The sequence below is a fragment of the Marinobacter sp. SS5-14b genome, from assembly GCF_030541005.1.
Taxonomy (GTDB): Bacteria; Pseudomonadota; Gammaproteobacteria; order Pseudomonadales; family Oleiphilaceae; genus Marinobacter.
Genome location: NZ_JASSVM010000004.1, coordinates 258,618 through 282,829, shown reverse-complemented (window position 1 = coordinate 282,829; position 24,212 = coordinate 258,618). Strand labels below are relative to the sequence as shown.

Genomic DNA, 24,212 nt, shown 5'->3' with positions numbered 1-24,212 from the left:
GACCAGTATGGCTGAAGTAACGGTAAAACAACTGGCCGCAGATGTAGGCGCTCCCGTGGATCGTTTGCTGAAGCAGTTCGTTGAAGCAGGGCTCAAGGCTCGCAGCGAAAACGACTCTGTCACCAGTGATGAGAAGCAGCAGTTGCTGGCTTATCTGAGAAAGACCCACGGCGAAGCCGGGGCTGAGCCGCAGAAAATCACGCTCAAGCGCAAGACCACCACTACGTTGAAGGCCGGTAAGGCCAAAACCGTGAACGTGGAAGTGCGTAAGCGTCGCACGTATATCAAACGTGCCGAAACCCAGCCGGAGCCGGAAGTTGAAGCGCCCAAGCCGGAAGAGCGGGTAGAGCAGCCCGTTGCCGAGCAGCAAGCCGCGCCAGTGGCGCCAGAAGTGACGGCCGAGCAGCAGGCGCAGCCTGAAGCCGCAGCGCCACAGGAGCAGGCGGACGCAGGCACTGAGGCAAAGAAAGCTAAAGAGCCCGAGCCCGTGCTTGAGCCCTCGCCGGAGGACATGCCAATGCCTCCGCCAGAGGATGAAGGGCGGGATCGCAAGCCCAAGAAGAAGAAAGAAAAGGTACGCGAGCGCGGCGACGACATTGAAGAAGGCAAGCCCAAGAAGAAGCAGGCTGGCCATCGCGGGCCTCGCAGCCGACCAGTAGACGAACCTTTGGTAATTTCCGAGGATGAGGAAGACTCTCAACCACGTAAACAGCTGCGGGCCAAAAAGAAACCGAAAGAAAAGCGTCATGCTTTCGAGAGGCCAACCAAGCCAATGGTTAGAGAAGTACAGATTCCCGAAACAATTACAGTGGGTGATCTCGCCCAGCGCATGGCAGTGAAAGCTGCTGATGTCATCAAAACCCTGATGGGTATGGGTGTCATGGCTACGATCAACCAGGTGCTGGATCAGGAAACCGCGGTTCTTGTGACCGAAGAGTTGGGCCACAAGCCCAGAGCCGTCAGCGACGACGCTTTGGAAGAAGAAGTTCTGAGCAATATCTCGGTACAGCATGAAGGCAAAGAGAAGATCAAGCGCGCCCCGGTCGTCAGTGTGATGGGTCACGTTGATCATGGTAAGACCTCTCTGCTGGATTACATTCGTCGTGCCAAGGTTGCGGCCGGTGAGTCCGGTGGTATCACCCAGCATATCGGTGCTTACCACGTAGAAACCGATCACGGTATGGTGTCCTTCCTGGATACCCCGGGTCACGCTGCCTTTACCGCGATGCGTGCCCGTGGTGCCCAGTGCACCGATATCGTTATCCTGGTTGTGGCCGCGGACGACGGCGTGATGCCGCAAACCAAGGAAGCGGTACAGCACGCGAAGTCTGCTGGTGTGCCTTTGGTTGTAGCCATCAACAAAATGGACAAGGAAGAGGCGGATCCGGACCGGATCAAGAACGAACTGGCGGCGCTGGATGTTATTCCCGAAGACTGGGGCGGTGATGTTCAGTTTGTTCCGGTTTCTGCGCACACCGGTGCCGGCATTGATGACCTGCTCGAAGCTATTTTGCTGCAGGCCGAAGTGCTTGAGCTTGAAGCATCTCCGGATGCCTCTGCAAAGGGTGTGGTGGTTGAATCAAGCCTGGAGCGTGGTCGCGGTTCTGTTGCGACCGTACTGGTCCAGAACGGTACTCTGCGCCAGGGTGACATGGTGGTAGCGGGTGCCTTCTTCGGTAAGGTTCGCGCCATGACCGATGAGGCCGGCAAGCAGGTGAAAGACGCAGGCCCATCCATTCCTGTCGAGATTCTGGGCCTGAATGGTACGCCGGATGCCGGTGACGAGTTCTACGCCGTGGCTGACGAGAAGAAAGCCAAAGAACTGGCCGAATACCGTCAGACTCGCGAGCGTGAAAACCGTCTGCAGCGCCAGCAGGCTTCCAAGCTTGAAAACCTGTTCGAGAATATGGGCAAAGATGAGGTTAAAACCCTCAACGTTGTTCTTAAAACCGACGTTCGCGGTTCTCTGGAAGCCATCATCAAGGCGCTTCAGGATCTGGGTAACGACGAGGTTCAGGTAAAACTGGTCTCTACCGGTGTGGGTGGAATCGCCGAAACCGACATCAGTCTGGCGATGGCGACCAATGCCGTGATCTTTGGTTTCAACGTTCGGGCAGACAATGCAGCCAAGCGTCTGGTTGAGCAGGAAGGCCTGGATCTGCGCTACTACAGCATCATCTACAACCTGATTGATGATGTGCGAGCGGCGCTGACCGGCATGCTCAAGCCTGAATTCCGCGAAGATATCATTGGTATCGCTGACGTTCGCGATGTCTTCCGTTCGCCGAAGTTTGGTCAGGTTGCAGGTTGCATGGTTACCGAGGGTACCGTGTATCGCAACAAGCCGATCCGGGTACTGCGTGACAACGTGGTCATCTTTGAGGGCGAGCTGGAATCTCTGCGTCGCTTCAAAGACGATGTGCCTGAAGTTCGTAACGGCATGGAGTGCGGTATCGGCGTTAAGGGTTATGACGTGAAAGTGGGCGACCAGATCGAAGTGTTTGATCGCGTTCGCGTTGAACGTCAGCTCGAATCGACGGGGGCCTGATGGCACGGGATTACAGTCGCATAGATCGCATAGGCGATCAGATGCAGCGTGAGCTGGCTCAGATCATCCAGCGCGAGGTGAAAGACCCTCGCGTTGGGCTGGTCACGGTAAATGATGTCAAAGTCAGCCGTGACCTGGGCTATGCGGATATCTACGTTTCGCTGTTGTCGACCGAAGAGCTTACCGAGGAGTCTCCGGAGGTTAAGGAGACTCTGGCGGTGCTAAACAAGGCTGCGGGCTTTCTGCGCGGTCATGTAGGGCGCGCCATGAAACTGCGTGTCGTTCCCATGCTGCGCTTTCATTTTGACAGCCTGCTTGGGCAAAGCCGCAAGCTCGACCGGCTGATTCGTGAGGCGGTGGGTGATAAGCCAGCTGTACCACAGGACGACAATGACGATCCGGTTTCTGATAACCCGGAGCGTGACGCTTGAGTCGGAGACGTAAAGGCCGGGAGGTCAATGGCATCCTGGTGATTGATAAGCCCCAGGGTGTTACCTCCAACGGCATTCTTCAGCAGATCAAACGTCTGTATGGCGCTGCGAAAGCGGGCCATACGGGCGCTCTTGACCCCCTCGCTACGGGTGTCTTGCCGCTTTGCTTTGGCGAAGCGACCAAGTTTTCCCAGATGATGCTGGACAGCGACAAAGCCTACATCACCACCGCTCGCCTTGGTGTCCGGACAGAAACCGGTGATGCCGAGGGTGCCGTTGTTGAAGAGAAGCCGGTGCCTGCCTTAACGGAGGCCGAGGTAGAGGCCGTTCTGGAAGACTTCCGGGGCGATATCCAGCAGGTACCGTCGATGTACTCGGCGCTCAAGCATCAGGGCAAGCCTCTGTATGAGTACGCTCGTGAGGGCATCGAGATTGATCGGCCCGCGCGACCGGTCACAATTTATGAGCTTAAGCTGCTGGCGATACGCGAGAATGAGCTGGATCTGGCGGTCACTTGCACCAAAGGTACGTATATTCGCTCACTGGTAGAGGATATCGGCGAACAGCTTGGTTGTGGCGCTCATGTTTCCGCATTGCGTCGTACGCTGGCGGCCGGTTACACGCTGGCAAATGCCCATGATGTCAAAGAGCTGGAAGCGATGCGCGAGCGAGGCGATAGCCTTGACGGCTTGTTGCTTCCGCCCGAGAGTGCATTGACCATGTTCCCGGAGCACCGGCTTGCCGGCCCGGCACTGGTATCGATATTGAATGGACAACCGGTTAGAATACCGGGTCAGCCCTTTGAAGGCTTCGTGCGTATCTACGGCGATCGTTCCTTTGTGGGGTTGGTAGAAGCTCTGCCGGACGGCGACAGCACCGCTTTGGTGCCTCGTCGACTGGTAAAAAATAACGGCGGCTAATACCGCCGTTGATTAGCCGGGCTGTAGAGATGCGCGGTTCGGCCGGATGTATCAGCATCGCAACCAATGAGGTGTAATATGGCACTGTCTGCCAGTGAGAAAGCTCAAATCGTTAACGATTTTCAGCAAGGTGAAGGCGATACCGGTTCCCCTGAAGTTCAGGTGGCTCTGCTTAGCGCAAACATCAACAAGCTGCAGGATCACTTCAAGGTCAACAAGCAGGATCACCATTCCCGCCGTGGCCTTATCCGGATGGTAAACCAGCGTCGTAAGCTGCTGGACTACCTCAAGCGTAAAAACGCTGATCGTTACCTGGAACTTATCCAGCGTTTGGGTCTGCGTCGCTAATCGGGTTTAGTGACCTGAAGGCTGGCCCGGGGTTTCCCGGGTTCAGCCGAGTTTCTCTCCCGCTGTCTGGTTGGTCCCTTCGGAAAAACCAGAGAGCTATTTGCTGCAGTTGATTTGTCCGTGACACCGAAGGATTTTCCCAGTCGTAATGGAAAGCCGAAATTGAAAGCAGGTTGTTGAAAAGTCCGGCTGCTGTGGATAAGACATCCACAAGCACTTCCGGGTTTTTACAACAGCCTGTTAGCTTTCAGACGGGTTGCCTTTCGGTTCACAGCTCAGACTGCTGCAGTATTAAAAGCAACACACGGGTTGTGATGAATGGTTCATCCGATTCCGTATCAAACAGTTGAAAAGCAGGAGTAAATTGTGGATCTGCAACCACGTAAGATATCATTTGAAATGGGTGGTCACACCTTCACCCTGGAAACCGGACGCGTAGCTCGTCAGGCAACCGGTTCTGTTCTGGTTACCTGTGGTGACACGTCTGTTCTGGGCACCGTTGTGGGTGTCAAGGAAGCAAAGCCGGGCCAGCCGTTTTTTCCGTTGACCGTAAACTACTCAGAAAAAACCTACGCTGCGGGCAAAATCCCGGGTGGTTTCTTCAAGCGTGAAGGTCGTCCTTCCGAGAAAGAAACCCTGACTTCCCGTCTGATCGATCGTCCTATTCGTCCGCTGTTCCCCAACGGCTTCATGAATGAAGTGCAGTTGATCCTGACCGTTATGTCGACCGACAAGAAGCAGGATCCTGATATCGCCGCCATGCTGGCAGCGTCTGCGGCACTGTCTATCTCTGGTATTCCGTTTGACGGCCCTATCGGTGCAGCTCGCGTTGCGTTCACCAACGACAAAGGCTACTTCCTGAACCCGTCGTTCGAGGATCTCGAAACGTCGCTTCTGGACATGGTGGTTGCCGGTACTGAAGATGCGGTTCTGATGGTTGAGTCAGAAGCCAAAGGCCTGACCGAAGACCAGATGCTGGGCGGCGTATTGTTCGCGCACGAGGAAATGCAAAAAGCGGTCACCGCCATCAAGGAATTCGCGGCCGAGAACGGCAAGCCCCGTTGGGACTGGCAGCCAGAGGCAGAAAACACAGAACTGCTGAACGCGATCAAGTCTGAGTTCGGTGGCGCCATCGAAGAAGCGTACGTGATCCGCGACAAGATGGCCCGTTATACCCGCCTGGGTGAGATCAAGACTGCGGCCGTTGAGAAGCTGGCCGGCGAAGAGGAAGGCCAGCCTTCCGCTGAACAGGTCAAGAAGTACTTCGGTAAGGTTGAGAAGTCTGTTGTTCGTCAGCAGGTTATTGATGGCAAGCCCCGTATCGATGGTCGTGACAACAAGACTGTTCGTCCGATTGAAGTGGAAGTGGGCATCCTGCCGTCTGTACATGGTTCTGCACTGTTCACCCGTGGTGAAACTCAGGCCATCGTGACTACAACTCTGGGCACCACCCGTGACGTTCAGACCATCGATGCACTGGAAGGCGAGCGTAAAGACCCGTTCCTGTTCCACTATAACTTCCCTCCGTACTCCGTTGGTGAAGCTGGCCGTGTGGGCACCCCGGGCCGTCGTGAGGTTGGTCACGGTCGCTTGGCCAAGCGCGGTGTTCTGGCGGTTATGCCGACCATCGAAGAATTCCCGTATGCCATTCGTGCGGTTTCCGAGATCACCGAATCCAACGGTTCCAGCTCCATGGCTTCCGTGTGTGGTTCCAGCCTTGCGCTGATGGACGCTGGCGTACCGATCAAGGCACCGGTTGCCGGTATCGCCATGGGTCTGGTCAAGGAAGGCGATAAGTTCGCGGTTCTGACCGACATTCTGGGTGACGAAGATCACCTGGGCGACATGGATTTCAAGGTAGCCGGTACCAAAGACGGTATCACTGCCCTGCAGATGGATATCAAGATCAACGGTATCACTGACGAGATCATGGAGCTGGCTCTGGAGCAGGCGCACGAAGCACGCTTGCACATCCTTGGCGAGATGAACAAGGTGATTTCCGAGCCGCGGGCCAAGCTGTCTGACCGTGCGCCGAGCATTACCACGATCAAGATCCATCCGGACAAGATCCGTGACGTGATCGGTAAGGGCGGTTCTGTGATCCGTTCTATCTGTGATGAGACCGGTGCGTCTATCGATCTGGATGACGATGGCAACGTGAAGATCTACGCCGATAACGCGGAAGCCGCTCAGGCTGCCGTAAATCGTGTGAAGGAAATCACTGCTGAGATTGAAGTGGGTGCACTCTACAAGGGCCGTGTTGAGCGGATTGTGGAATTCGGTGCGTTCGTGAACATTCTGCCTGGCAAGGATGGTCTGGTGCACATTTCCCAGATTTCCGATCGCCGTATCGAGAACGTGACTGACGAGCTGAGCGAAGGTCAGGAAGTTCTGGTGAAGGTTCTGGATGTAGACAATCGTGGTCGCGTGAAGCTGTCCATGAAGGAAGTTAAGGAAGGCGAGCAGCCTACTGACTTCTCTGACTGATTTTAGTCAGATCTGAGAAAACCCGCCTTGCTTCAAGCTTGGCGGGTTTTTTCTTTTATGGGCCGTTTTGTTTGGTGCCGTGCGGAGGTTGGGGTAAGTCCTTTCCAAAAGACGCTACGAGCACATCCATGTGCGCTTCGTTCGGGCCATCCTTGGCCCTCAAGACTTTTGGAAAGGACTTCCCCCAACCTCCGCGCTGAGCGGTGTCGTAGCCTCAAAATGTGATTTTCTTTTCGTGTTCTTTCGTGGGTTTAGTGGCTAAAAGTTTTCGCCCATAAACTTCAGAACCGCCTCTCGATAAGCAGGAATGATAAACGTCGCGGCATGAGGGGTGTCCGTCCGGAGAAACTCTTTTGGCTGCTCTGCAGCTTCATAGAGTCTCACACCGTGCTGAAACGGAATGATGCCATCTCTGGCGCTGTGAATAATCATTACTGGCACTGGTGAGATGGCGGCAATCCGGTCGGTTCCTTCGTAATCATCGGGTATCGTCAAGCCGAGGGGGATCTGGAGCGGCCAGGTGAGCCAGAAGGCACCGAGTTTTTCTTTGGCGATGTATCGGAAGCCAGAGAAGGTGCCGTCGAGAATGATTCCGTTCAGTTCGGGTCGCTCGTCTCGCTGCACCCATTCGCTGGCCAGGGCTATGCCCAAGGCGCCGCCGAGGCTTTGGCCTAGGATGTAGAGTGGGCGGTCACTCTCGGCGTGGCGTTGGGCCAGCCAGCGCAGGCCGGTTTCTACGTCGTGCAGGGCGCCTTCTATGTCTGGTGCGCCGGTGGACTGGCCATAGCCCCGGTAGTCGATGGTGAAGACGTTGTAGCCTTGTTCCGGCAGCCAGGCTGCGTTGAGTATGTGGGCACTGACGTTCTGGGCATTTCCGTGCAGGAAGTAGACGGTGCCCTTGGCGGGTGCTTCGGTGAGGGCCGGTAGCCACCAGCCGTGAAGTGTTTCGCCGTCTGCGGTGTCCAGGTAGATGTCTTCGTACTCAAGATTGAGCCGATCCGGGGTGAGGTAGGTCGTGTTGTCCGGATAGAAGAACACGCTGCTGCAGCCCGTTTGCAGCAGCGCAGCACAGAGCAGTGTGGCCAGCGCGAGCCGTCCGGTTTTGGCGACTCGGGTAGCTCTGAGTCTTAAAAGTAAGCGTGAATGCCTGCCTGCCATGTGCTTTGGTACCTGTCGAAGTGGTCTTCCCGGGTGAATTCTGTGAACAGGCTGAATTCGCGGCCGATGTGCCAGTTGCCTTTCAGGTAGAGCTGGTCCTGGCGGTGTTGGCTGCTGACGATCCAGGCCTTGGTTTTAACGCCGCCCAGCAGGCTGAACGGGTTGCTCTGATGCAGCAGGCCGAGGTCGGCACCGGGGGCGAAATCGTAGCCCCGGCGGATATCGTCGTCGATTTCCAGATCGGCCGTAGCCAGGGCAAAGGCCTGTGTCTTCGAGCCGAGCCGCCAGCTGCCGCCAGCCCCGCCTTCAAGATAGGGGGTCAGTACCCGGTCTGTGCCGGTGTCGGTGCGTCGGCCGCCGAAGCCGACTTGCCAGGAGGTAGGGGAGAAGAACGGATTGCGCGGGCTCAGGGACCGAATTTCCACGCCGGTGATTTGCTCTACCTGCAATTCATGGTTGTCGTGGTAGAGCCGGGCGTCCAGCCGGAGGAACTGGAGCTGGGCGCCGGTACGATAGCCTGCCGGGGGGTCAACAATGTCATGGTAGGCCGGGCGGAGGGTTAATTGAGTGAACTCCTGGTGAGCCAACTGCCCGGAGCCCAGGCTCAGACGGAAGGTGTCGTGGCCCTGGTCATCCCGTACCTCCGGCTCTGGTACGGGCGTGATGGGGGGGGCGTCGTCAATTCCGCTGCGGGTCACCAGTAACTGGTGTGACAAGGGGGCGGCGAACTCGCGGGGCCAGCCATCGGCTTCACTCTGGTAGCGTACATAGTCGTAGGTGGCGTCCAGCAGCCGGGCTTTGTCATTTTGCTCCAGTGCCTGAACTTCGGGGCCCTTCACTTTCACGTAACCGTTGGCGATGGCCGCGGCAATGGATTGGTGTTCAGGCGGCAGTGAATCCAGGCTGTGGCTGACGACCGTGGCGGCGGACGGCCGATAGTGAATGCTTTCTACCAGATCTTTGTCGCGTACCCAGCGCACGGTGTCTGAAGGGATGGCGTGAGTGCTTACTTCGGCCAGCAGGTCAGTGCCGGGGCGGGCCACGTCGATGAGTGCCAGTAGCCGGTAGGCGCAGTTTTCGTCAAAGAAGTAGTAGTCGAAGTTCTTGTCCTGAATCTCCCAGGTGTGCGCCAGCATGGTGTCCACTTCGGGCTCGCTCAGGTTCAGGGTGTACTCCCATAAATCCCGGTGTTCGATGTCGTTATACAGCCGGATCATTTCGTAGTAGGGCTTGATGGCGGTGATGCCCGGATAGCCACCGAAAATACCCCGGTAAGCAAACAGCAGTTCGCTGTCATGCTGGGCCGCGTCTGCGGCATAGGAAATGGTATTGGCCAGCAGGAGATCCGCTTCTTTATCATCCTGAGGTGGGTCAAGGCGCAGGAAGGTGTGCCCGAACATGGACGACGGACTGTTCAGATAGGACGCCGCAAACACCAGTGTCACTTTTTCGGTATTCAGGGTGCTGGCCCATTCGTCATACGCCGGGCAGTTCACCGGATCTTTCGGTAAATCGAGCTGTTCTCTTAGCCAGGCATCTCGGGCCGGAAAGCGACAGCGAGCGTGATCATTACCCTCACCGGGCTGCTGTATGGCGTGCAGGGTGGCTGCCAGTTCAGCCCGGGGTGAGGTTTTGCCGTTCTCACTGAGGAAAAACGCGGGGTCATCCGCCTGGCTGGTATAGCCGGCGCCGAAAGTGCCCTGATGGTAATGGCCAAGGGTTAACCAGGCGGGATGTTCGTGCAAATTCTGGGGAGCGGTGGCAAAGGCTGAGTGGGTCGCCAGGGTGCATGCAAGCCATAATGCGGCCTGCCCGGTGCGCAGAGGGTAGCCCATGGGTATGTGGTACATCCGGTTTGAGTTGAAGAAGTGATAGTGCGCCATCCTTAGCGCAGGTTCAATCCCTTGGGGCTAAGCGATCAGGCTGCCACGTATTTACGTAATGTTTCATTTTTTTCCATCAAAGTTACGATGGCATCAACAGTTTCACCGGTTGTTGATTCTGGCGAGGGGAAAATCGTATTGAAATTGGATTTGAGAAGGCTAAAGAATGCAGGTCGTTCCTCCTGAGGTAATCCTAGAGTCGCTGCCATCGCATCAAGATTCTCACCATTCCCGCGAGATATTTCTGCAGCTATCGCCGAACCCCGGGAGTCAATGAGCATTGCCATAGACTGAACGTTTTGATTGGTATTACACCCAACAATTCCAAAGGTCATACTCACCGTCTGAGACGCCATTCCATTGGTGGTAGCGCCTAGAACGTGAGGTACTATCCCGGACTGTCCTTTCCAGATCATGGCGCCCACGCCACAACCGGGCTGGGCGAATGCCATCGAGGAAGCGCCAAGAAGAATTGCACCCGCGATCACTTTTTTCATTATCCACTCCTTTGTTTGGTTTTTTTGCACTCGTCGCAAACTACCTAAAATAGGACGGGTAGGCTTGCTAGGTGAGCGCGGCCCTCAAGAGGGCTACCCAGCTGACAAACCGCTCAATTGAGTATAGTTCATATTCCAAAAGTGCAAGTTAACCCGAAAGCAGAGGTTGAATTGTTCGTAATATGTTCGAATCGTTTAAATGTTGAGCTTTTATGCGGCGTTGTTATATGCGGTCAAGTTGGGTATAGTGCGGTCCGCCAAGATGGCCCACTAGAAAACACATGGAGACATGATTGTGAAAAAACTTCTTATTGCTTCAAGCCTGGTTATGGCTGGCGCGCTGACTGGTTGCAGCTCACTGAACACCAGTGCACCTTCTCTGCCGCTGGCCGGTGGTGTGACTACCGACATCAAAGCTGACATCGAAGTTGGCGAAAAGATCACCGGAAAATCTTCTGTAACCCAGCTTTTCGGTCTGCTGACTCTGGGTGCGGAAACTGAATACGCCGACGGCGTTGCTTACGGTGCCAACGGTGGCGGTGGTTCCTTCCTGCCAATCGGCGGCGTTTCCCTGACTGAAAAGGTAAAAGCTGCTGCAGCTTACAACGCCATCACCGAATCCGGTGCTGATGTTATTGTTGCTCCTCGCTACACCATCAAGCAGGAAGGCTACGGCTTCTTCGGAACCATCGACGTAACAGTTGAAGGTTACAAGGGCACGATCAGAAGCGTTAAATAACGTTTCCTGATTAGCCAAAAAAAGCCGGAGCGGGGTAAACCTGCTCCGGCTTTTTTGGGCCCGGAGGGTCACCCCCCCAGATAGGCCTCTCGCACTTCCGGATTCGCCAACAGGTTCTTGCCGGTATCGTGCAGCCGTATGCGCCCGGTTTCCAGTACATACCCCCGGTCAGCCAGATTCAGTGCCTGGTGGGCGTTCTGTTCGACAAGAAATACCGTAATACCTTCCTCACGCAGGTGTCCGATGATCTCGAAGATCTGTTGGATGATGATCGGCGCCAGGCCCAGTGACGGCTCGTCGAGTATGATCATCCGTGGCTTGCTCATCAGCGCGCGGCCGATGGCCAGCATTTGCTGTTCACCACCGGACATGGTGCCCGCACGTTGGTGCTCTCTTTCCTTCAGCCTTGGGAACAGGTCGTAAACGTGATCCTGGCTCTTGCGAATCTCTGCTTTGGTGTTGAAGAATCCACCCATGTGCAGGTTTTCTTCCACCGTCAGGCCGGAGAAGACGCGGCGGCCTTCCGGCACGATGGCGATGCCTGAACGCATGATATTGGAGGTGGCCTCATTGGTGATATCCCGACCTTCCAGAATTATCCGCCCGGCGCTGGCCTGTGGGTTCCCGCAGACGGTCATCAGCAGTGTGGTCTTGCCGGCACCGTTGGCGCCGATCAGCGAGACGATTTCGCCCTTGTTTACCTCAACAGAGACGCCGTGCAAGGCCTCGATTTTGCCGTAGTGGGTGTGAACGTTTTCCAGTACTAGCATGGTTCTTCCTCAGGCCTCGCCCAGATAAGCTTTGATCACGTCGTCGTTCTGGCGGACTTCTGCCGGTGTGCCGCTGGCCAGAGGGCGCCCCTGGTTGATGACGGTAATCCTGTCGGAGATGTCCATAACCAGGCTCATGTCGTGCTCAATCAGCAGCACAGAAACGTTGTAATCCTCCTTCAGGCTGACAATCAGCTGGTTGAGGTCTTTGGTTTCCGCCGGGTTCAGGCCAGCTGCAGGCTCATCCAGCATCAGCAGTTTGGGCTCGGTCACCATGCAGCGGGCAATTTCCAGGCGTCGTTGCTGACCATAAGCCAGGTTGCCGGCATCACGGTTAGCGAGATCCAGCAAGCCAACGCGGTTCAGCCAGTAGGCCGCTCGATCCAGCGACTTCTTCTCGCGCTCCCGGTAGTTCGGGGTTTTGATTAACCCGGCCAGCAGGTTGGTATTCAGGTGCCGGTGCTGGGCTACCAGCAGGTTTTCGACCACCGTCATCTGGTTGAACAGCCGAACGTGCTGAAAGGTGCGCACCATGCCCAGTCGGGAGATCTTGTAATCCGGTTTGCCCTGTACTTCCTTGCCTTCAAAAAGAATTTTGCCGCCGGTGGGTGTGTAGAAACCACTGAGGCAGTTGAAGACGGTTGTTTTTCCGGCACCGTTGGGGCCGATAACAGAGACGATTTCGCGTTCCTGAACATCCAGGTTTACCCCGTCCACCGCCAGCAGTCCGCCGAAACGCATGGACAGATTCTGTACTTCCAGCATGCCTGTCACTCCTGCTGTTTCAGTTCAATGTGAATCCGGCGCATGGGCATCAGGCCCTGCGGACGCCATATCATCATCAGTACCATGGCGGCACCGAATACCAGCATGCGGAAGTCGGAAAACTCCCGGGCCAGCTCCGGCAGAATGGTGACGGCAATGGCAGCGAGGATAACGCCGACCTGCGAGCCCATGCCGCCGAGAACGACGATCGCCAGAATGATGGCGGATTCCAGGAACACAAACGATTCGGGGCTGATGAAGCCCTGTTTGGAGGCAAACACAGTACCGGCAAAGCCCGCAAAAAAAGCCCCAATGGTGAATGCGGAAAGCTTTACCGCCGTGCGGCTCATGCCCAGGGATCGGGCGGCAATTTCATCCTCCCGCAGCGCTTCCCAGGCGCGGCCAACCGGCATACGCATCAGGCGGCGGATGACCAGGGCCGTGATCACGGCAAGGACCAGAGCGATCAGGTACAGGAAAATAACCTTGTGTTCACCACTGTAGGCAATGCCAAAGGTTTCGTGGAAGGAGGTGTTGCCTTCCTCCTTGACCCTGCGACCGAACTCCATGCCGAACAGTGTGGGTTCCGGAATGCCGCCAATGCCGTTGGGGCCGCCGGTAACGGCTGTCCAGTTGTTCAACAGAATACGAATGATCTCACCAAAGCCCAGTGTCACGATCGCCAGGTAGTCGCCCCGAAGCCGCAGTACCGGGAAACCGAGCATCAGGCCAAACAGGGCCGCCAGCAGGGCGCCAATGGGCAGTGCCATCCAGAAGGTGAAGCCAAAGTATTGGGACAGCAGGGCAAAGGTGTAGGCACCGACGGCATAGAACGCCACGTAGCCGAGATCCAGTAGGCCGGCGAGGCCGACCACGACGTTCAGGCCCAGCGCCAGCATGACGTAAATGAGTACCAGCGTTGCCAGGTCAACCGAGCCCCGGGATACAAAGAAAGGCCAGAACAGCGCCAGCACGATGATGCCGGTCAGTACCCAGGACTCCATTTTGACCCGTTTCGCCTGGGGCATGGGCTCCCGGCCACTGAGCGGATTGAGTTTGGGCAATTTGCCCAGGCTGGTCATGATGTTGTCGCGGAACAGCTGAAACAGGAAGACGACTACAGCGGCCAGAATGACCGAGATTACCGTCCCTGGAGTGGCGCCCTCAAGCCCCACTGTGGTGCCCTGGGCAACGAGGTTCAGGCCCAGAATCGGGTAGGCAATGATGATCGTGACGATTGCGCAGAACAGCGCGTGTTTAAAGTTGTGTGTGGCCATCAGATCTTCTCAACCTCCGGTTTGCCAAGCAGGCCGGTGGGTTTGAACAGCAGGATCAGAATCAGCAGACTGAAGGACACCACGTCCTTGTACTCGCCGCTCAGGTAGCCGGAGGTCATGCTTTCGGAAACCCCCAGGATGAGGCCACCCAGCATGGCGCCGGGGATGCTGCCGATGCCGCCCAATACTGCCGCCGTGAAGGCTTTCAGACCGGCGATGAAGCCGAACAGTGGGTCGACCGAGCCGTAATACAAGCCCAGTAACAAGCCCGCAACGGCTGCCAGAGCCGCGCCGATCACGAAGGTGGCCGAAATGATGCGGTTGGTGTCGATGCCCAACAGGTTGGCCATGCCCAGGTCCTGGGACACCGCCCGGCAAGCCCGGCCAATGCGGGAGCGGGAGATGAACAGGGACAGCAGGGTCATGCAGATGAGCGTGGTAATAAAAATGGTGATCTGCATGTAGGACAGGGAGAGCTGAAAGCTGTCGGCGGGGCCAAAACGGAAGCTGCCGTCGATCAGTGCCGGAAAGCCGATGTTGCGTGAACCTTGAGCGAGATGGACATAGTTCTGAAGAAAAATTGACATGCCGATGGCGGAGATGAGCGGGATGAGCCTGTGTCGACCGCGAACCGGGCGATAAGCAACCCGTTCAACAGCCCAGCCCATCGAGCTTGACACGATCACTGCGCAAATCAGCGCAACAACCAGAATGACCGGAAGCCAGGCAATGCCGAGTGTCGCCAGGCCGGTAATGGCAATGAGCGCAGTGTAGGCACCGATCATATAGATTTCGCCGTGGGCGAAGTTGATCATGCCGATGATACCGTAAACCATCGTGTAGCCGATGGCGATCAGGGCGTACGTGCTCCCGATCGTCAGCCCGTTGACGAGCTGCTGAAAGAAATACAGGAGGTCTTGCATGGTTGGGTAACTCCGAATGCCTGAGCCCAGAAAAACACCTTCCCCCGGATCACGGAGGGAAGGTGTTCTTGTTCATACCCTTATAAAGATGTACTGGCTCAGTTTGCCGGAGTCTTGCTGCCGTCAGAGTGCCATTCGTAGACCACAAATTCGAAGGATTTCAGGTCTCCGGCCTTGTCGTACTGAACGGTGCCAATGGGTGTTTCAAAGGTGCCGGCACGCAGGGCCTTGGCCACTTCAAACGGGTCTTTGGACTCGGCTTGCTCGATACCCTGGGCAATCAGCTGAACGGCTGTGTAGGAAGGCAGAACGAAGGGGCCTGAGGGGTCTTCACCTTTCTCTTTGAAAGCGCTGACCAATTCCTGGTTCTCGGCTTTTTCGTCGAAGCTTGGTGGCAGGGTAACCAGCAGGCCTTCGGCAGCCTCGCCGGCAATGGTGTTGATGTCTTTGTTGCCGACACCTTCAGGGCCCATGAACTTGGCGTCCACGTCGGTCTGGCGCGCCTGGCGCAGGATCAGGCCCAGCTCCGGGTGGTAACCGCCGTAGTAAACGAAGTCGACGTTGGCTTGTTTGATTTTGGTGACCAGCGAGGAGAAGTCTTTGTCACCGGCGGTAATGCCTTCGAACATGGCCACTTCAATGCCGGCGTCTTTCAGTGTGTCACGAACTGCAGTGGCGATACCTTCACCGTACTGCTGCTTGTCGTGCACGACCGCAACACGCTCGGGCTTCTGGCTGGCGATGTAGTTGCCGGCGACCGGACCCTGCATGCTGTCCAGGCCGATGGTGCGGAACACCAGTTCGTAGCCCCGCTGGGTGATCTCCGGGCTGGTGGACGCCGGAGTAATCATCAGAATACCTTCGTCTTCATAGATGTCAGACGCCGGCTGGGTTGAGCTTGAGCAAAGGTGTCCGACTACGTATTGCACACCTTCGTTGACCAGCCGGTTGGCGACAGTCACGGCCTGCTTGGGATCGCAGACGTCGTCGACTTCTACCGCAACCAGATCTTCACCCATCACGCCACCCGCGGCATTGATGCGTTCGATGGCCATGCGGGAGCCGGAAAACTGCATGTCGCCATACTGGGCAACGGGACCAGTCATGGGGCCGGCAATACCAATCTTGATTTCAGCGGCGGCCTGGCCAGCTGCCATTACAGCAACGGAGGCGCCTACAGCGGTAACGAGCTTCTTGACGGACGTTTTCATCGTGTTTTTCCTGTTTATGTCAGGGTTATTCTTATGTTCACAGAGACTCAAGAAACACCACAGCCTTTCGCTTGTCAAGGTACTGGGCTGGTGGTTGCTCCGGAACACGGGCTTGCTATCAATCGTTGAATTAGCAATACCCGTGCCTGTCTCCGGGGTGTCACGCGTCCGTGCTGTCGTCCTGGTCTACAAAGACTAGGTTCCTGAAATTCTCATGGTCGTGGAGTTGCTCAAAACTCGGATCCACGGATGCATCGTCCTTGTATGCTTCGGAGATTTCAATCGCTTTTTCCAGAGTGCTTACGGCATCTTCCCAGCGGCCAATCTCAGCATAGGCGCAGGCCAGCTGGTAGTGGGCATGGCCATTATCGGGTGCCAGCTTGAGTGCCCGATGACACAGGCTGATTGCCCACAGCGGTTCGCGTATTTCAAGAACCGCATCGGCCTTATAGCTCAGGGCTTCCACATCATCCGGGCGCAGGTCGAGAATCTGGTCATAGGCGGAGATTTTGTTCTGCTGGGAGGTTTCCTGGCTTGCCTTCAGCCAGAGCGCGTGCACCTCGTTGGTGCGCTCAATCTCTGCCTGGTTCTGGTGAATTATCTCGGATTTCTGCTGTAGCTGCTCTTCAATAAATTTCAGCCGCTGTTCGTATTCAACCACGAGCTCATTCACCCGTTTTTCTGCGAGGCTGGTGAGCTGGTTCCGCATGTCGCGAATGGAATTCCAGCCAATCACCACAAGAATGGAGGTGGCGCCGGCGATGAGATAGAAGAAGTAAGTGACGGTGTCGGTGGCATACGACATGGTTTTGTCGGCCACGGACAATTCTTTATCGACCACCTTTTCAATGAGCTCGGCGCGAGTGTTCTGTATGTCCTGGCGCAGCGCTTTGGTTTCGTCGAGCAGGTAAAGCTCCACGAACGGTGTGTACATCGGCTTTTCGAGGGTTCTGATGCTTTCCTCGACGACTTCCGGGGTCAGCTCTTTGTCTGGGCCGAGCTCCCGCTGTTGAGCGTAAAGGTTTCCGGTGACGGTGATGGCGAGGATAAAGGCTAGGTAATACCTGATCATCAACGGTGTCCGTTTGTTGGGTGAATGAAATCGCAAAGGGTGACCTTAGCATAGTGGCTGGCGGAAATAATGCCGCATGGGGCGGTTGCTGAGCTCTGGCTCAATTGATTGTTTAACCAGAGAGCAAGCTAGGTAATAGTGACCACTTGCATCTTCGGGAGCAAAGACCTCTAATAGTTAGAGGTATAAATAATGATGACTGGAGTCAGGGTTTGAACAATTACGAGCAGGTGTTGGTGGCACTTCGGCGGGTTATCCGGGCAACGGATCTGCATTCCAAGCGGTTAAGCAAACATGCCGGGCTCACTGGGCCTCAGTTGTTGATCATGCGTACGATCCGGGATCTGGGGCAGGTGACCATCGGTACGATCGCGGACAATGTGAGCCTTAGTCAGGCTACGGTGACAACCATCCTGGACCGGTTGGAGTTGCGCAAGCTGGTTTACCGGGTGCGCAGCACTCAGGACAAGCGCAAGGTTCACGCGCATCTGACGGAGGATGGCGCGGATCTGCTGGCCCGGGCTCCGAATCCATTGCAGGAAGATTTCATCGAGAAGTTCCAGAACCTGGCAGAGTGGGAGCAAACGATGATTCTGGCTTCCTTGCAGCGAGTGGCGAATATGATGGATGCCGACGATATTGATGCTTCACCGGTGCTGACCGTGGGCTCCGTGCTTAAGGACGATGGCTGGAAAGAAAAGGCCTGACCCCCAAGGTGCCCAATATGGGTACCCAACCTGAAACCCATGGTGGCTGGTTCCGGGCGGGCCACAGGTTTTCTTTGGAAAAACAACTCGCTTCGCTCAGACGTCTTTTTCCGGCAGAAAACCTGTACCCCGCCCGCAACCGGCAGGCTTGTGAGTTATAGTCAGTTAGTGCTTTTCTTTCCGCGCCTTCCGTGGCCAAAAATCAGTGCACCGAAGCCCCTTTCTTGGGCTTATTTCCGAAGCAAACCTGAAACACATCGTTATAGTGCTTCGCAAAGTTCACCGTAATCCCTTCCTTCAGATACTCCGGCAATTCCTCATAATCTCCCCGGTTTGCCTCCGGCAGGATCAGGTTATTGATCTGCTGCCTGCGCGCAGCAATCACCTTCTCCCGAATACCTCCCACCGGCAACACCTGCCCGGTTAACGTCAGCTCCCCGGTCATGGCGATGTTCTGCTGCGGGGCTTCCTTGCGGGCGATGGAGAGCAGGGCGGTGGCCATGGTCACGCCGGCGCTGGGGCCGTCTTTGGGAGTCGCCCCTTCCGGTACGTGCAGGTGCACGAACGACTTGTCAAAGAACGTCGGGTCACCTTTGAAGCGCTTCAGGTTGGAAGACACATAGCTGTAGGCGATCTCTGCCGACTCCCGCATAACCTCGCCCAATTGCCCAGTGAGCTTGAACCCGCGCTGGCTGGTGTGAACCTGTGACGCCTCGATGCTCAGGGTGGCGCCGCCCATGGCGGTCCAGGCCAGGCCGGTGACTACGCCGGTTCCCTTCATGGATTTCTCTTTGCGGAAGGCGGGCTGTCCCAGATAGTCCGGCAGGTCGGCAACGCCGACTTTCACCGGCTTGTCCGGGTTTTCCAGCAGTTTTACGATGCCCTTGCGAATGATCTTGTGCAGCAGTTTCTCCAGGTTCCGCACGCCGGCCTCCCGGGCGTAGCCTTCGATCACCTGACGGATGGCGGCATCGGTAATGTTCAGCTGTTTCTTCAACAGGCCGGCCCGTTTCAGCAGGCGTGGCAACAGGTGATGTTTGGCAATGGCCAGCTTTTCCTCACCGATGTAGCCGGACAGGCGAATCACGTCCATGCGGTCCAGCAATGGGCGGGGAATAGTGTCTAGTTGGTTGGCGGTGCAGATGAACAGCACCTTGGACAGATCCATGCGCACGTCCAGGTAATGATCCAGGAAGTCTTTGTTCTGTTCCGGGTCCAGGGTTTCCAGCAGGGCAGAGGCCGGGTCGCCTTGATAGGACGAGCCGATCTTGTCGATCTCGTCCAGCATGATCACCGGGTTGGCCACCTTGCTGTCTTTCAGGGCCTGTACGAACTTGCCGGGCATGGCGCCGATGTAGGTGCGGCGGTGACCCTTGATTTCGGCTTCATCGCGCATGCCGCCTACACTGAACCGGTAGAACTCCCGGCCCAGCGCGTCCGCCACCGAATGGCCAATAGAGGTTTTGCCTACGCCTGGCGGGCCTACCAGTAACAGTATGGAACCACTCACTTCACCTTTGAAGGTGCCCTCGGCCAGAAACTCGATGATGCGGTCTTTCACATCACCCAAGCCGTCGTGGTCCCGGTCCAGAATTTTGCGGGCTTCGGCCAGGTCGAAGTGGTCTTCGGAATGCACGCCCCAGGGCACCTGGGTAATCCAGTCCAGATAATTGCGGGTCACGCCGTATTCCGGGGAGCCTTGCTCCAGCACCTGCAATTTCTGAATTTCATCTTTGAACCGTTCAACCACAGCTGCTGGCGGATTCAGCTTGGCCATGCGCTCTTCGAAGCGCTCCACGTCAGCGGTCTTGTCGTCTTTGGCGATCCCCAACTCCCGCTGGATGACTTTCAGCTGCTCGCGCAGGAAGAATTCGCGCTGGTGCTTCTGCACCTTCTCGTTCACTTCCTCGTTGATCTCGGATTGCAGGCGGGCCACTTCCTGCTCCTTGCGCATCAACAGTAATACCCGCTCCATGCGCCGAAGCAGGGGCACGGTATCCAGCACATCCTGCAACTCGCGGCCCGGGGCGCTGGTCATGGAGGCACCGAAATCCGCCAGCGGCGAGCTGTCTTCCGGGCCAAAGCGGGACAGATACTGCTTCACCTCTTCGCCGTACAGCGGATTGGTGCGCAGCAGCTCCTTAATGGCAGCGATGATGGCCAGGGTGTAGGCCTTGAGCTCGTCGGCTGGCTCTTCTGGTTCCTCCGGGTATTCCACTTCCACCAGGTAAGGCGGACGGCGGCGCAGCCACTGCACAATCTTGAAGCGCTGCATGCCCTGGGCAATAAACTGCACCTTGCCGCCTTCACTCTGGGCATGGTGGACCTTCACCGCGCAGCCCATCACTTCCAGCTCGTCGCTGCCAGGTATGCCGGACTCAGAATCCGACTCTTCCACAAAGCAGATGCCAAGGGTTTTGTGATCGGTCTCGCTCACCCGCTTGAGGGTTTCCTGCCAGGGGTCCTGATTGACCATCACCGGCTGCACCTGCGCCGGGAAGAACGGCCGGTTCGTTACCGGTAAGACATACATGCGCCGTGGCATCGAGTGCTTGGGCAGCACCAGGCTCTTGCTGTTTTCGTCTTTGCCGATGTACTCGGTGACGTCTTCTTCAAATTCTTCCAGGGAGTCTTTGCGGTTCTCGTCATTCATACCGTGTTGCTCTCAAGACTGAGTGGTTAAAGGTCTATGTGACGGCGAAAGCTTGGTTTTCAAGTTTTCGGGTGTTGCTCGAAAGCTTGAGGTGTAACTACAATGTAGTTATCCAAGGAGGGTAAATATGAATTTTGAATGGGACGACAGGAAGGCGCTTATCAACCGGGATAAGCACGGCGTCAGTTTTCAGGAGGCACGAACTGTTTTCTACGATGAGTATGGCTTGATTATTCCTGATCCTGACCACTCTGAATTGGAGGATCGTTTCTTAATTCTGGGGCGCAGTGAGTCACTCCGGTTGCTTGTGGTTTGTCATTGTTATCGACAGGATGACCAGGCCATCAGGTTGATCTCTGCACGCAAAGCGACGAAGCATGAATCTGGCTATTACAGGGCCGGGAGGCCATGACTATGAGGGACGAGTACGATTTTTCAGAGGCGAAAAGAAACCCATACGCCAAGGCTTTGAAAAAGCAGATCACGATTCGGGTGGACGAAGATGCGCTGGGATACTTCAAGGCATTAGCCGAAGAACTGGGGGTGCCTTATCAGAGTCTGATTAATCTATACCTGCGGGACTGCGCGCAGGCTCGAAGGAAGCCAGACCTGCACTGGAAATAAGGCTGGTGACTTGATTTTGTGCTCCCAGCCCCAATACCGGTCGTATCAAACTCATTTCAGCTTCGGGTAATTGTATGACCGCTTCGTCGCATATCTTTGACGCCACTGCAGACAACTTTCAGCAGAAGGTGATGGAAGCCTCCGCCACTACGCCGATCCTCGTGGATGTTTGGGCCGAATGGTGCGCGCCCTGTAAGCAGCTGATGCCGATTCTGCAGAAGCTGGCGGAGGAGTATCAGGGCAACTTCCAGCTGGCCAAGGTGAACGCCGACGAGCAGCAGGAGCTGACGGCCTCACTGGGCGTGCGCAGCCTGCCGACCATCATTCTGGTGAAGGATGGCCAGGCGGTGGACGGCTTCAACGGCGCTCTGCCGGAAGGCGAAATCCGCAAGGTACTGGAAAAGCACATCGAAGCCCCGGCGGAAGATCCTTATGAAAAAGCTCACGCGCTTTGGGACGCCGGAGATGTGGACGGTGCATTGGCGATACTCACAGAAATGAACCAGAAAGACCCGGAGAACCTCGATGTGCTAATCGACCTGGCTCAGCTGAAAGCAGAGCAGGGCGATCTCGACACCGCCGAACAGGTGCTCAACAGCCTGCCGCCGGAAGAGAAAATGCAGCACAAGGCCAAACAGCTGGCGGCCAGGGTGAAGTTCCTCAAGCAGTCTGGCGAGCTGCCGCCACAGGCCGAGCTGGAAGCCAAGCTGGAAGCCAATCCGAAAGACCCGGAAGCTCTGCATCAACTGGCCCTGCACAGAGTGCTGCAAGACAATAATGCCGAGGCCATGGATTTGCTGATTCGATTAATGCAGGCAGACGGCACCTACAAAGACGGTGTGGCCAAAACCACGCTGGTGGAGTTGTTTGAGAAGCTGGGGAACAACAATCCGGATGTGCGGGCTTACCGTAGGAAGTTGTATGCCCTGATGCACTGACCCGGCCCGCCAGAACCGAGCCAAGCGGTTGCATCGCCGCCTGGCTCTGAAAACTACCTGAAGATGCTCAAACTCCCGCCCCAGCCCGACGACTGCGAACTCTGCCAACGCTCCGTTGCCGGACTCACCCGCCATCACCTGATTCCCAAACACCTGCACCGCAAGAAACGCTTTCAGAAGCTGTTCAGCAAGGAAGGCATGATCACCCGCACGCTCTGGGTTTGTCGGCCCTGCCATAATGCGATTCATAGGGCTTGTTCGGGGTATGAACTGGGGTTGTATTACAACGGTCGGGATAAGTTGATGGAGCTGGAGGAGTTGAGGGTATTTGTTGAGTGGATTCGGGAGAAGCCGGCGGGGTTTGTGCCGAAGGGGTAGTTGTCAGCCGCGCGGAAGGGAGTACTGCAGGGGGCGACTTTTGACCCCCTGCAGTGCTTCTGACTCCACGTAATTGGACTATGTGGAGTGAAGTCTGCCTATTGCTTCACCCACACTTCACGTGAATCAAAACCTTTAGTGCGGTTGATGGTATTGGTGCCGCGCTTATGGGATAGTTTAATCGCGTCACCCTCATCAGAGTAGACTCCATTCAGCTCCTCCCAAGTGCAGGTCGGGCCGCAGAATTCTGCTGGGAGTTCGGGGCTATCATAGGCCAGCGTCTCATTCATGTTTTCAATCACGCAAACACCATCCTGGCGGTTAAGTTCTTCTCCGACGACAGAGATGCCTGTGTCTGAGTAGGTGATTGTGTGAGTGGCGATCGTTTCAGGGCAAGAAGCTCGCTTTGATGTTACGTTCCAGGTGCCGCGCATATCTTTTCGGTAGTCAATAGCCTCCTTTCGTATAAAGGTGGTCTTAAATACTCCAAATTCAGAAGTGTTCTGTTCCTCTGGAGCCGAGGCGGGAGTGCTTTCGCCGAAGTCCCGCTTCACACGCGTCATGGCGTCGGAGCCAGTTCGGTGCGAGAGCTTAACGACTGAGTAGTCTCGCTCATTGATCGTTCCGTATGTGTCGTGCTGCCAAGAGCTTGTACTTTCATCCCAGTCGTCAACTTGTCTGTTGAGGTCGCTGAAGCTGCAAAGTCCGGCTGAGCATCCCCAGCCCGGGTCAGACTCGAGCTCCAAGTCGTTGTAGGATGTGGTGTAATTGAAACTCTCGGTTCCACAATCGATGCCCGAACCGCTACCTTCTGGGGAGAGCTCTTCGCCCGAAATTGAAATGCTGTCGGACGAGAAAGTCCAGGTCGCTGTCGCTCTGCAACGTTCTTGGCCATCTTGCTGGTAAATTGTAGTGGCAATCCAGGTGCCTCTAATGTCGATCTCGCCAGGAAGATTGCTCAATGTTTGGTTAAAGTGAGCATTGGCCTCTTCTGGGGATACCAGCGTGGCCTGTCCGGCCTCTGAAAGAAGGCTCATCACCGTCGCGTCTGTCTCGAACAGGTCTGCGGACTGGTCAAAATTGATTTGTACGGTTTGCGTTTCTGCAAGAGTGAGGACGTTCTCAGGTATTACGATTCCGTCGGATGGGTTGTTATTTTCATCGAGTGATTGAAGAAATCTCAGGATATTAGTGGTCTTATCTGCGTTGCTTGAATCATCAGACAGGTCGACCGGGGTAAGTATGGGTGCCGCAACCGATTGTCCAATAAGGGTGTTGCCGATCAGAAAGAATACTTCGTCGCCGTCGATGTAGTTGAATTCACCGTTGGCGTTCGTCACACCTGAGCCGGAAGGTGTGAAATAAGTTAAGCCTTGAACGGGACTATCAACAAATTGCCCTTTAATTTCGGAGTTTGTGGTTGGGGGTTCAGTGTTTGGTGTAGTTTGCTCTCCGTCACCGCCAGAAGACCCGCCACCACAAGCAGCCAATCCCGTTGTCAGTCCTGCAGCAATCAAAGCACGTAGCAAAGTATTTTTTTTAAACATCACTGTTTCCGTTGTCATATGTCATTGGATACGGCACACGCAGACGTACCGAGAAACAGGAGTGTTGTGAAGGGGTGAAATCGAGCAAGCGGAATCATCCCTGAACAACATTCCGTTAGTCCAAGTGCGTCGATTTGGACTATGGGAGAAATTAGGCGGTGAATAGGGTTGGGGCAATTTCAGCTATGTAAATCATTGTTAAATATCAAGATTGGAACTGGTAAGAATCTGACAAGTCAATAGGCGCTTAGGGTGCCTGTTTTGAGAATGAATTGATTTGTATCAAAAAAGGCCAGATGAATCGCTTCACCTGGCCCTGTCTCAATCGCCTTCAGG

The 24,212-nt window shown here is 55.9% G+C and carries 22 protein-coding genes; 11 read left to right on the top strand and 11 right to left on the bottom strand.

What is annotated here, in order from left to right; translation table 11 throughout:
• Positions 1-7: 7 nt before the first annotated feature.
• From infB to pnp, 5 genes are all read left to right on the top strand, one after another.
• Complete coding sequence (gene infB / locus QPL95_RS11265; RefSeq protein ID WP_303291065.1) at positions 8-2,548, top strand: translation initiation factor IF-2; 2,541 nt, start codon at positions 8-10, stop codon at positions 2,546-2,548.
• Positions 2,548-2,979 (top strand): 30S ribosome-binding factor RbfA, encoded by a 432-nt coding sequence (gene rbfA / locus QPL95_RS11260; protein ID WP_303291064.1) that lies wholly within the window; start codon positions 2,548-2,550, stop codon positions 2,977-2,979. The genes infB and rbfA overlap by 1 nt, the downstream gene beginning before the upstream one ends.
• Positions 2,976-3,899: a tRNA pseudouridine(55) synthase TruB gene (truB, locus tag QPL95_RS11255; RefSeq protein ID WP_303291063.1), complete on the top strand. Its 924-nt coding sequence runs from the start codon at positions 2,976-2,978 to the stop codon at positions 3,897-3,899. The genes rbfA and truB overlap by 4 nt, the downstream gene beginning before the upstream one ends.
• 78 nt (positions 3,900-3,977) lie before the next feature.
• Positions 3,978-4,247: a 30S ribosomal protein S15 gene (gene rpsO / locus QPL95_RS11250; protein WP_303291062.1), complete on the top strand. Its 270-nt coding sequence runs from the start codon at positions 3,978-3,980 to the stop codon at positions 4,245-4,247.
• 399 nt (positions 4,248-4,646) lie between these two features.
• Complete coding sequence (gene pnp, locus QPL95_RS11245; protein ID WP_303291244.1) at positions 4,647-6,734, top strand: polyribonucleotide nucleotidyltransferase; 2,088 nt, start codon at positions 4,647-4,649, stop codon at positions 6,732-6,734.
• Positions 6,735-6,992: 258 nt separating this feature from the next.
• Here pnp and QPL95_RS11240 read toward each other — a convergent pair whose 3' ends face one another.
• From QPL95_RS11240 to QPL95_RS11230, 3 genes are all read right to left on the bottom strand, one after another.
• Positions 6,993-7,892 carry an alpha/beta hydrolase gene (locus tag QPL95_RS11240; protein ID WP_303291061.1) on the bottom strand — a complete coding sequence of 300 codons (900 nt, stop codon included), beginning with the start codon at positions 7,890-7,892 and terminating at the stop codon, positions 6,993-6,995.
• A complete protein-coding gene (locus QPL95_RS11235) occupies positions 7,862-9,727 on the bottom strand; it encodes a DUF4105 domain-containing protein (RefSeq protein ID WP_303291243.1) in 1,866 nt (621 codons plus the stop codon). Before QPL95_RS11235 ends, QPL95_RS11240 begins: the two co-directional genes overlap by 31 nt.
• 83 nt (positions 9,728-9,810) lie before the next feature.
• On the bottom strand, positions 9,811-10,272 hold the full coding sequence (locus QPL95_RS11230; protein WP_303291060.1) for a DUF3015 family protein: 462 nt from the start codon (positions 10,270-10,272) through the stop codon (positions 9,811-9,813).
• A 295-nt stretch (positions 10,273-10,567) separates the two neighbouring features.
• On the opposite strand from QPL95_RS11230, the gene QPL95_RS11225 reads away from it, so the two are divergent.
• Positions 10,568-11,011, top strand: a complete 444-nt coding sequence (locus tag QPL95_RS11225) for a hypothetical protein (protein ID WP_303291059.1) — start codon at positions 10,568-10,570, stop codon at positions 11,009-11,011.
• Between the two features lie 68 nt (positions 11,012-11,079).
• Here QPL95_RS11225 and QPL95_RS11220 read toward each other — a convergent pair whose 3' ends face one another.
• From QPL95_RS11220 to QPL95_RS11195, 6 genes are all read right to left on the bottom strand, one after another.
• Positions 11,080-11,781, bottom strand: a complete 702-nt coding sequence (locus QPL95_RS11220; protein WP_303291058.1) for an ABC transporter ATP-binding protein — start codon at positions 11,779-11,781, stop codon at positions 11,080-11,082.
• A 9-nt stretch (positions 11,782-11,790) separates the two neighbouring features.
• Entirely contained in the window at positions 11,791-12,546 is a 756-nt protein-coding gene (gene livG, locus QPL95_RS11215; RefSeq protein ID WP_303291057.1) for a high-affinity branched-chain amino acid ABC transporter ATP-binding protein LivG, read from the bottom strand.
• A gap of 5 nt (positions 12,547-12,551) precedes the next feature.
• Entirely contained in the window at positions 12,552-13,823 is a 1,272-nt protein-coding gene (locus QPL95_RS11210) for a high-affinity branched-chain amino acid ABC transporter permease LivM (protein ID WP_303291056.1), read from the bottom strand.
• A complete protein-coding gene (gene livH, locus QPL95_RS11205) occupies positions 13,823-14,746 on the bottom strand; it encodes a high-affinity branched-chain amino acid ABC transporter permease LivH (protein WP_303291055.1) in 924 nt (307 codons plus the stop codon). Before livH ends, QPL95_RS11210 begins: the two co-directional genes overlap by 1 nt.
• A gap of 98 nt (positions 14,747-14,844) precedes the next feature.
• Entirely contained in the window at positions 14,845-15,957 is a 1,113-nt protein-coding gene (locus QPL95_RS11200) for a branched-chain amino acid ABC transporter substrate-binding protein (protein WP_303291054.1), read from the bottom strand.
• A gap of 160 nt (positions 15,958-16,117) precedes the next feature.
• Entirely contained in the window at positions 16,118-17,029 is a 912-nt protein-coding gene (locus QPL95_RS11195) for a tetratricopeptide repeat protein (protein WP_303291053.1), read from the bottom strand.
• A gap of 212 nt (positions 17,030-17,241) precedes the next feature.
• Between QPL95_RS11195 and QPL95_RS11190 the strand changes: the two genes are divergently transcribed.
• Complete coding sequence (locus QPL95_RS11190; protein ID WP_303291052.1) at positions 17,242-17,736, top strand: MarR family winged helix-turn-helix transcriptional regulator; 495 nt, start codon at positions 17,242-17,244, stop codon at positions 17,734-17,736.
• 202 nt (positions 17,737-17,938) lie between these two features.
• On the opposite strand, the gene lon is transcribed toward QPL95_RS11190, so the two are convergent.
• A complete protein-coding gene (gene lon / locus QPL95_RS11185) occupies positions 17,939-20,389 on the bottom strand; it encodes an endopeptidase La (protein ID WP_303291051.1) in 2,451 nt (816 codons plus the stop codon).
• A gap of 127 nt (positions 20,390-20,516) precedes the next feature.
• On the opposite strand from lon, the gene QPL95_RS11180 reads away from it, so the two are divergent.
• The 4 genes from QPL95_RS11180 to QPL95_RS11165 all read left to right on the top strand — a co-directional run bounded on the left by QPL95_RS11180 (position 20,517) and on the right by QPL95_RS11165 (position 22,329).
• Positions 20,517-20,801 carry a BrnT family toxin gene (locus QPL95_RS11180; RefSeq protein WP_303291050.1) on the top strand — a complete coding sequence of 95 codons (285 nt, stop codon included), beginning with the start codon at positions 20,517-20,519 and terminating at the stop codon, positions 20,799-20,801.
• Entirely contained in the window at positions 20,798-21,013 is a 216-nt protein-coding gene (locus tag QPL95_RS11175) for a BrnA antitoxin family protein (RefSeq protein WP_303291049.1), read from the top strand. Before QPL95_RS11180 ends, QPL95_RS11175 begins: the two co-directional genes overlap by 4 nt.
• 74 nt (positions 21,014-21,087) lie before the next feature.
• Positions 21,088-21,951, top strand: a complete 864-nt coding sequence (gene trxA, locus QPL95_RS11170; RefSeq protein WP_303291048.1) for a thioredoxin — start codon at positions 21,088-21,090, stop codon at positions 21,949-21,951.
• Positions 21,952-22,014: 63 nt separating this feature from the next.
• Positions 22,015-22,329 carry a hypothetical protein gene (locus tag QPL95_RS11165; RefSeq protein WP_303291047.1) on the top strand — a complete coding sequence of 105 codons (315 nt, stop codon included), beginning with the start codon at positions 22,015-22,017 and terminating at the stop codon, positions 22,327-22,329.
• Positions 22,330-22,427: 98 nt separating this feature from the next.
• Here the strand turns inward: QPL95_RS11165 and QPL95_RS11160 are convergent, their stop codons facing one another.
• Positions 22,428-23,876 carry a hypothetical protein gene (locus QPL95_RS11160; protein WP_303291046.1) on the bottom strand — a complete coding sequence of 483 codons (1,449 nt, stop codon included), beginning with the start codon at positions 23,874-23,876 and terminating at the stop codon, positions 22,428-22,430.
• Positions 23,877-24,212 lie beyond the last annotated feature (336 nt).

Bases quoted from the DNA above. Each gene is read 5' to 3' on its own strand.
- livG (WP_303291057.1), bottom strand. From the start codon at position 12,546: ATGCTGGAAGTACAGAATCTGTCCATGCGTTTCGGCGGACTGCTGGCG.
- QPL95_RS11175 (WP_303291049.1), top strand. From the start codon at position 20,798: ATGACTATGAGGGACGAGTACGATTTTTCAGAGGCGAAAAGAAACCCA.
- QPL95_RS11195 (WP_303291053.1), bottom strand. From the start codon at position 17,029: ATGATCAGGTATTACCTAGCCTTTATCCTCGCCATCACCGTCACCGGA.
- rbfA (WP_303291064.1), top strand. From the start codon at position 2,548: ATGGCACGGGATTACAGTCGCATAGATCGCATAGGCGATCAGATGCAG.
- QPL95_RS11200 (WP_303291054.1), bottom strand. From the start codon at position 15,957: ATGAAAACGTCCGTCAAGAAGCTCGTTACCGCTGTAGGCGCCTCCGTT.
- QPL95_RS11230 (WP_303291060.1), bottom strand. From the start codon at position 10,272: ATGAAAAAAGTGATCGCGGGTGCAATTCTTCTTGGCGCTTCCTCGATG.
- QPL95_RS11240 (WP_303291061.1), bottom strand. From the start codon at position 7,892: ATGGCAGGCAGGCATTCACGCTTACTTTTAAGACTCAGAGCTACCCGA.
- pnp (WP_303291244.1), top strand. From the start codon at position 4,647: ATGGGTGGTCACACCTTCACCCTGGAAACCGGACGCGTAGCTCGTCAG.
- rpsO (WP_303291062.1), top strand. From the start codon at position 3,978: ATGGCACTGTCTGCCAGTGAGAAAGCTCAAATCGTTAACGATTTTCAG.
- QPL95_RS11235 (WP_303291243.1), bottom strand. From the start codon at position 9,727: ATGGGCTACCCTCTGCGCACCGGGCAGGCCGCATTATGGCTTGCATGC.
- QPL95_RS11210 (WP_303291056.1), bottom strand. From the start codon at position 13,823: ATGGCCACACACAACTTTAAACACGCGCTGTTCTGCGCAATCGTCACG.
- QPL95_RS11220 (WP_303291058.1), bottom strand. From the start codon at position 11,781: ATGCTAGTACTGGAAAACGTTCACACCCACTACGGCAAAATCGAGGCC.
- livH (WP_303291055.1), bottom strand. From the start codon at position 14,746: ATGCAAGACCTCCTGTATTTCTTTCAGCAGCTCGTCAACGGGCTGACG.
- QPL95_RS11180 (WP_303291050.1), top strand. From the start codon at position 20,517: ATGAATTTTGAATGGGACGACAGGAAGGCGCTTATCAACCGGGATAAG.
- QPL95_RS11165 (WP_303291047.1), top strand. From the start codon at position 22,015: ATGCTCAAACTCCCGCCCCAGCCCGACGACTGCGAACTCTGCCAACGC.
- lon (WP_303291051.1), bottom strand. From the start codon at position 20,389: ATGAATGACGAGAACCGCAAAGACTCCCTGGAAGAATTTGAAGAAGAC.
- infB (WP_303291065.1), top strand. From the start codon at position 8: ATGGCTGAAGTAACGGTAAAACAACTGGCCGCAGATGTAGGCGCTCCC.
- QPL95_RS11160 (WP_303291046.1), bottom strand. From the start codon at position 23,876: ATGTTTAAAAAAAATACTTTGCTACGTGCTTTGATTGCTGCAGGACTG.
- trxA (WP_303291048.1), top strand. From the start codon at position 21,088: ATGACCGCTTCGTCGCATATCTTTGACGCCACTGCAGACAACTTTCAG.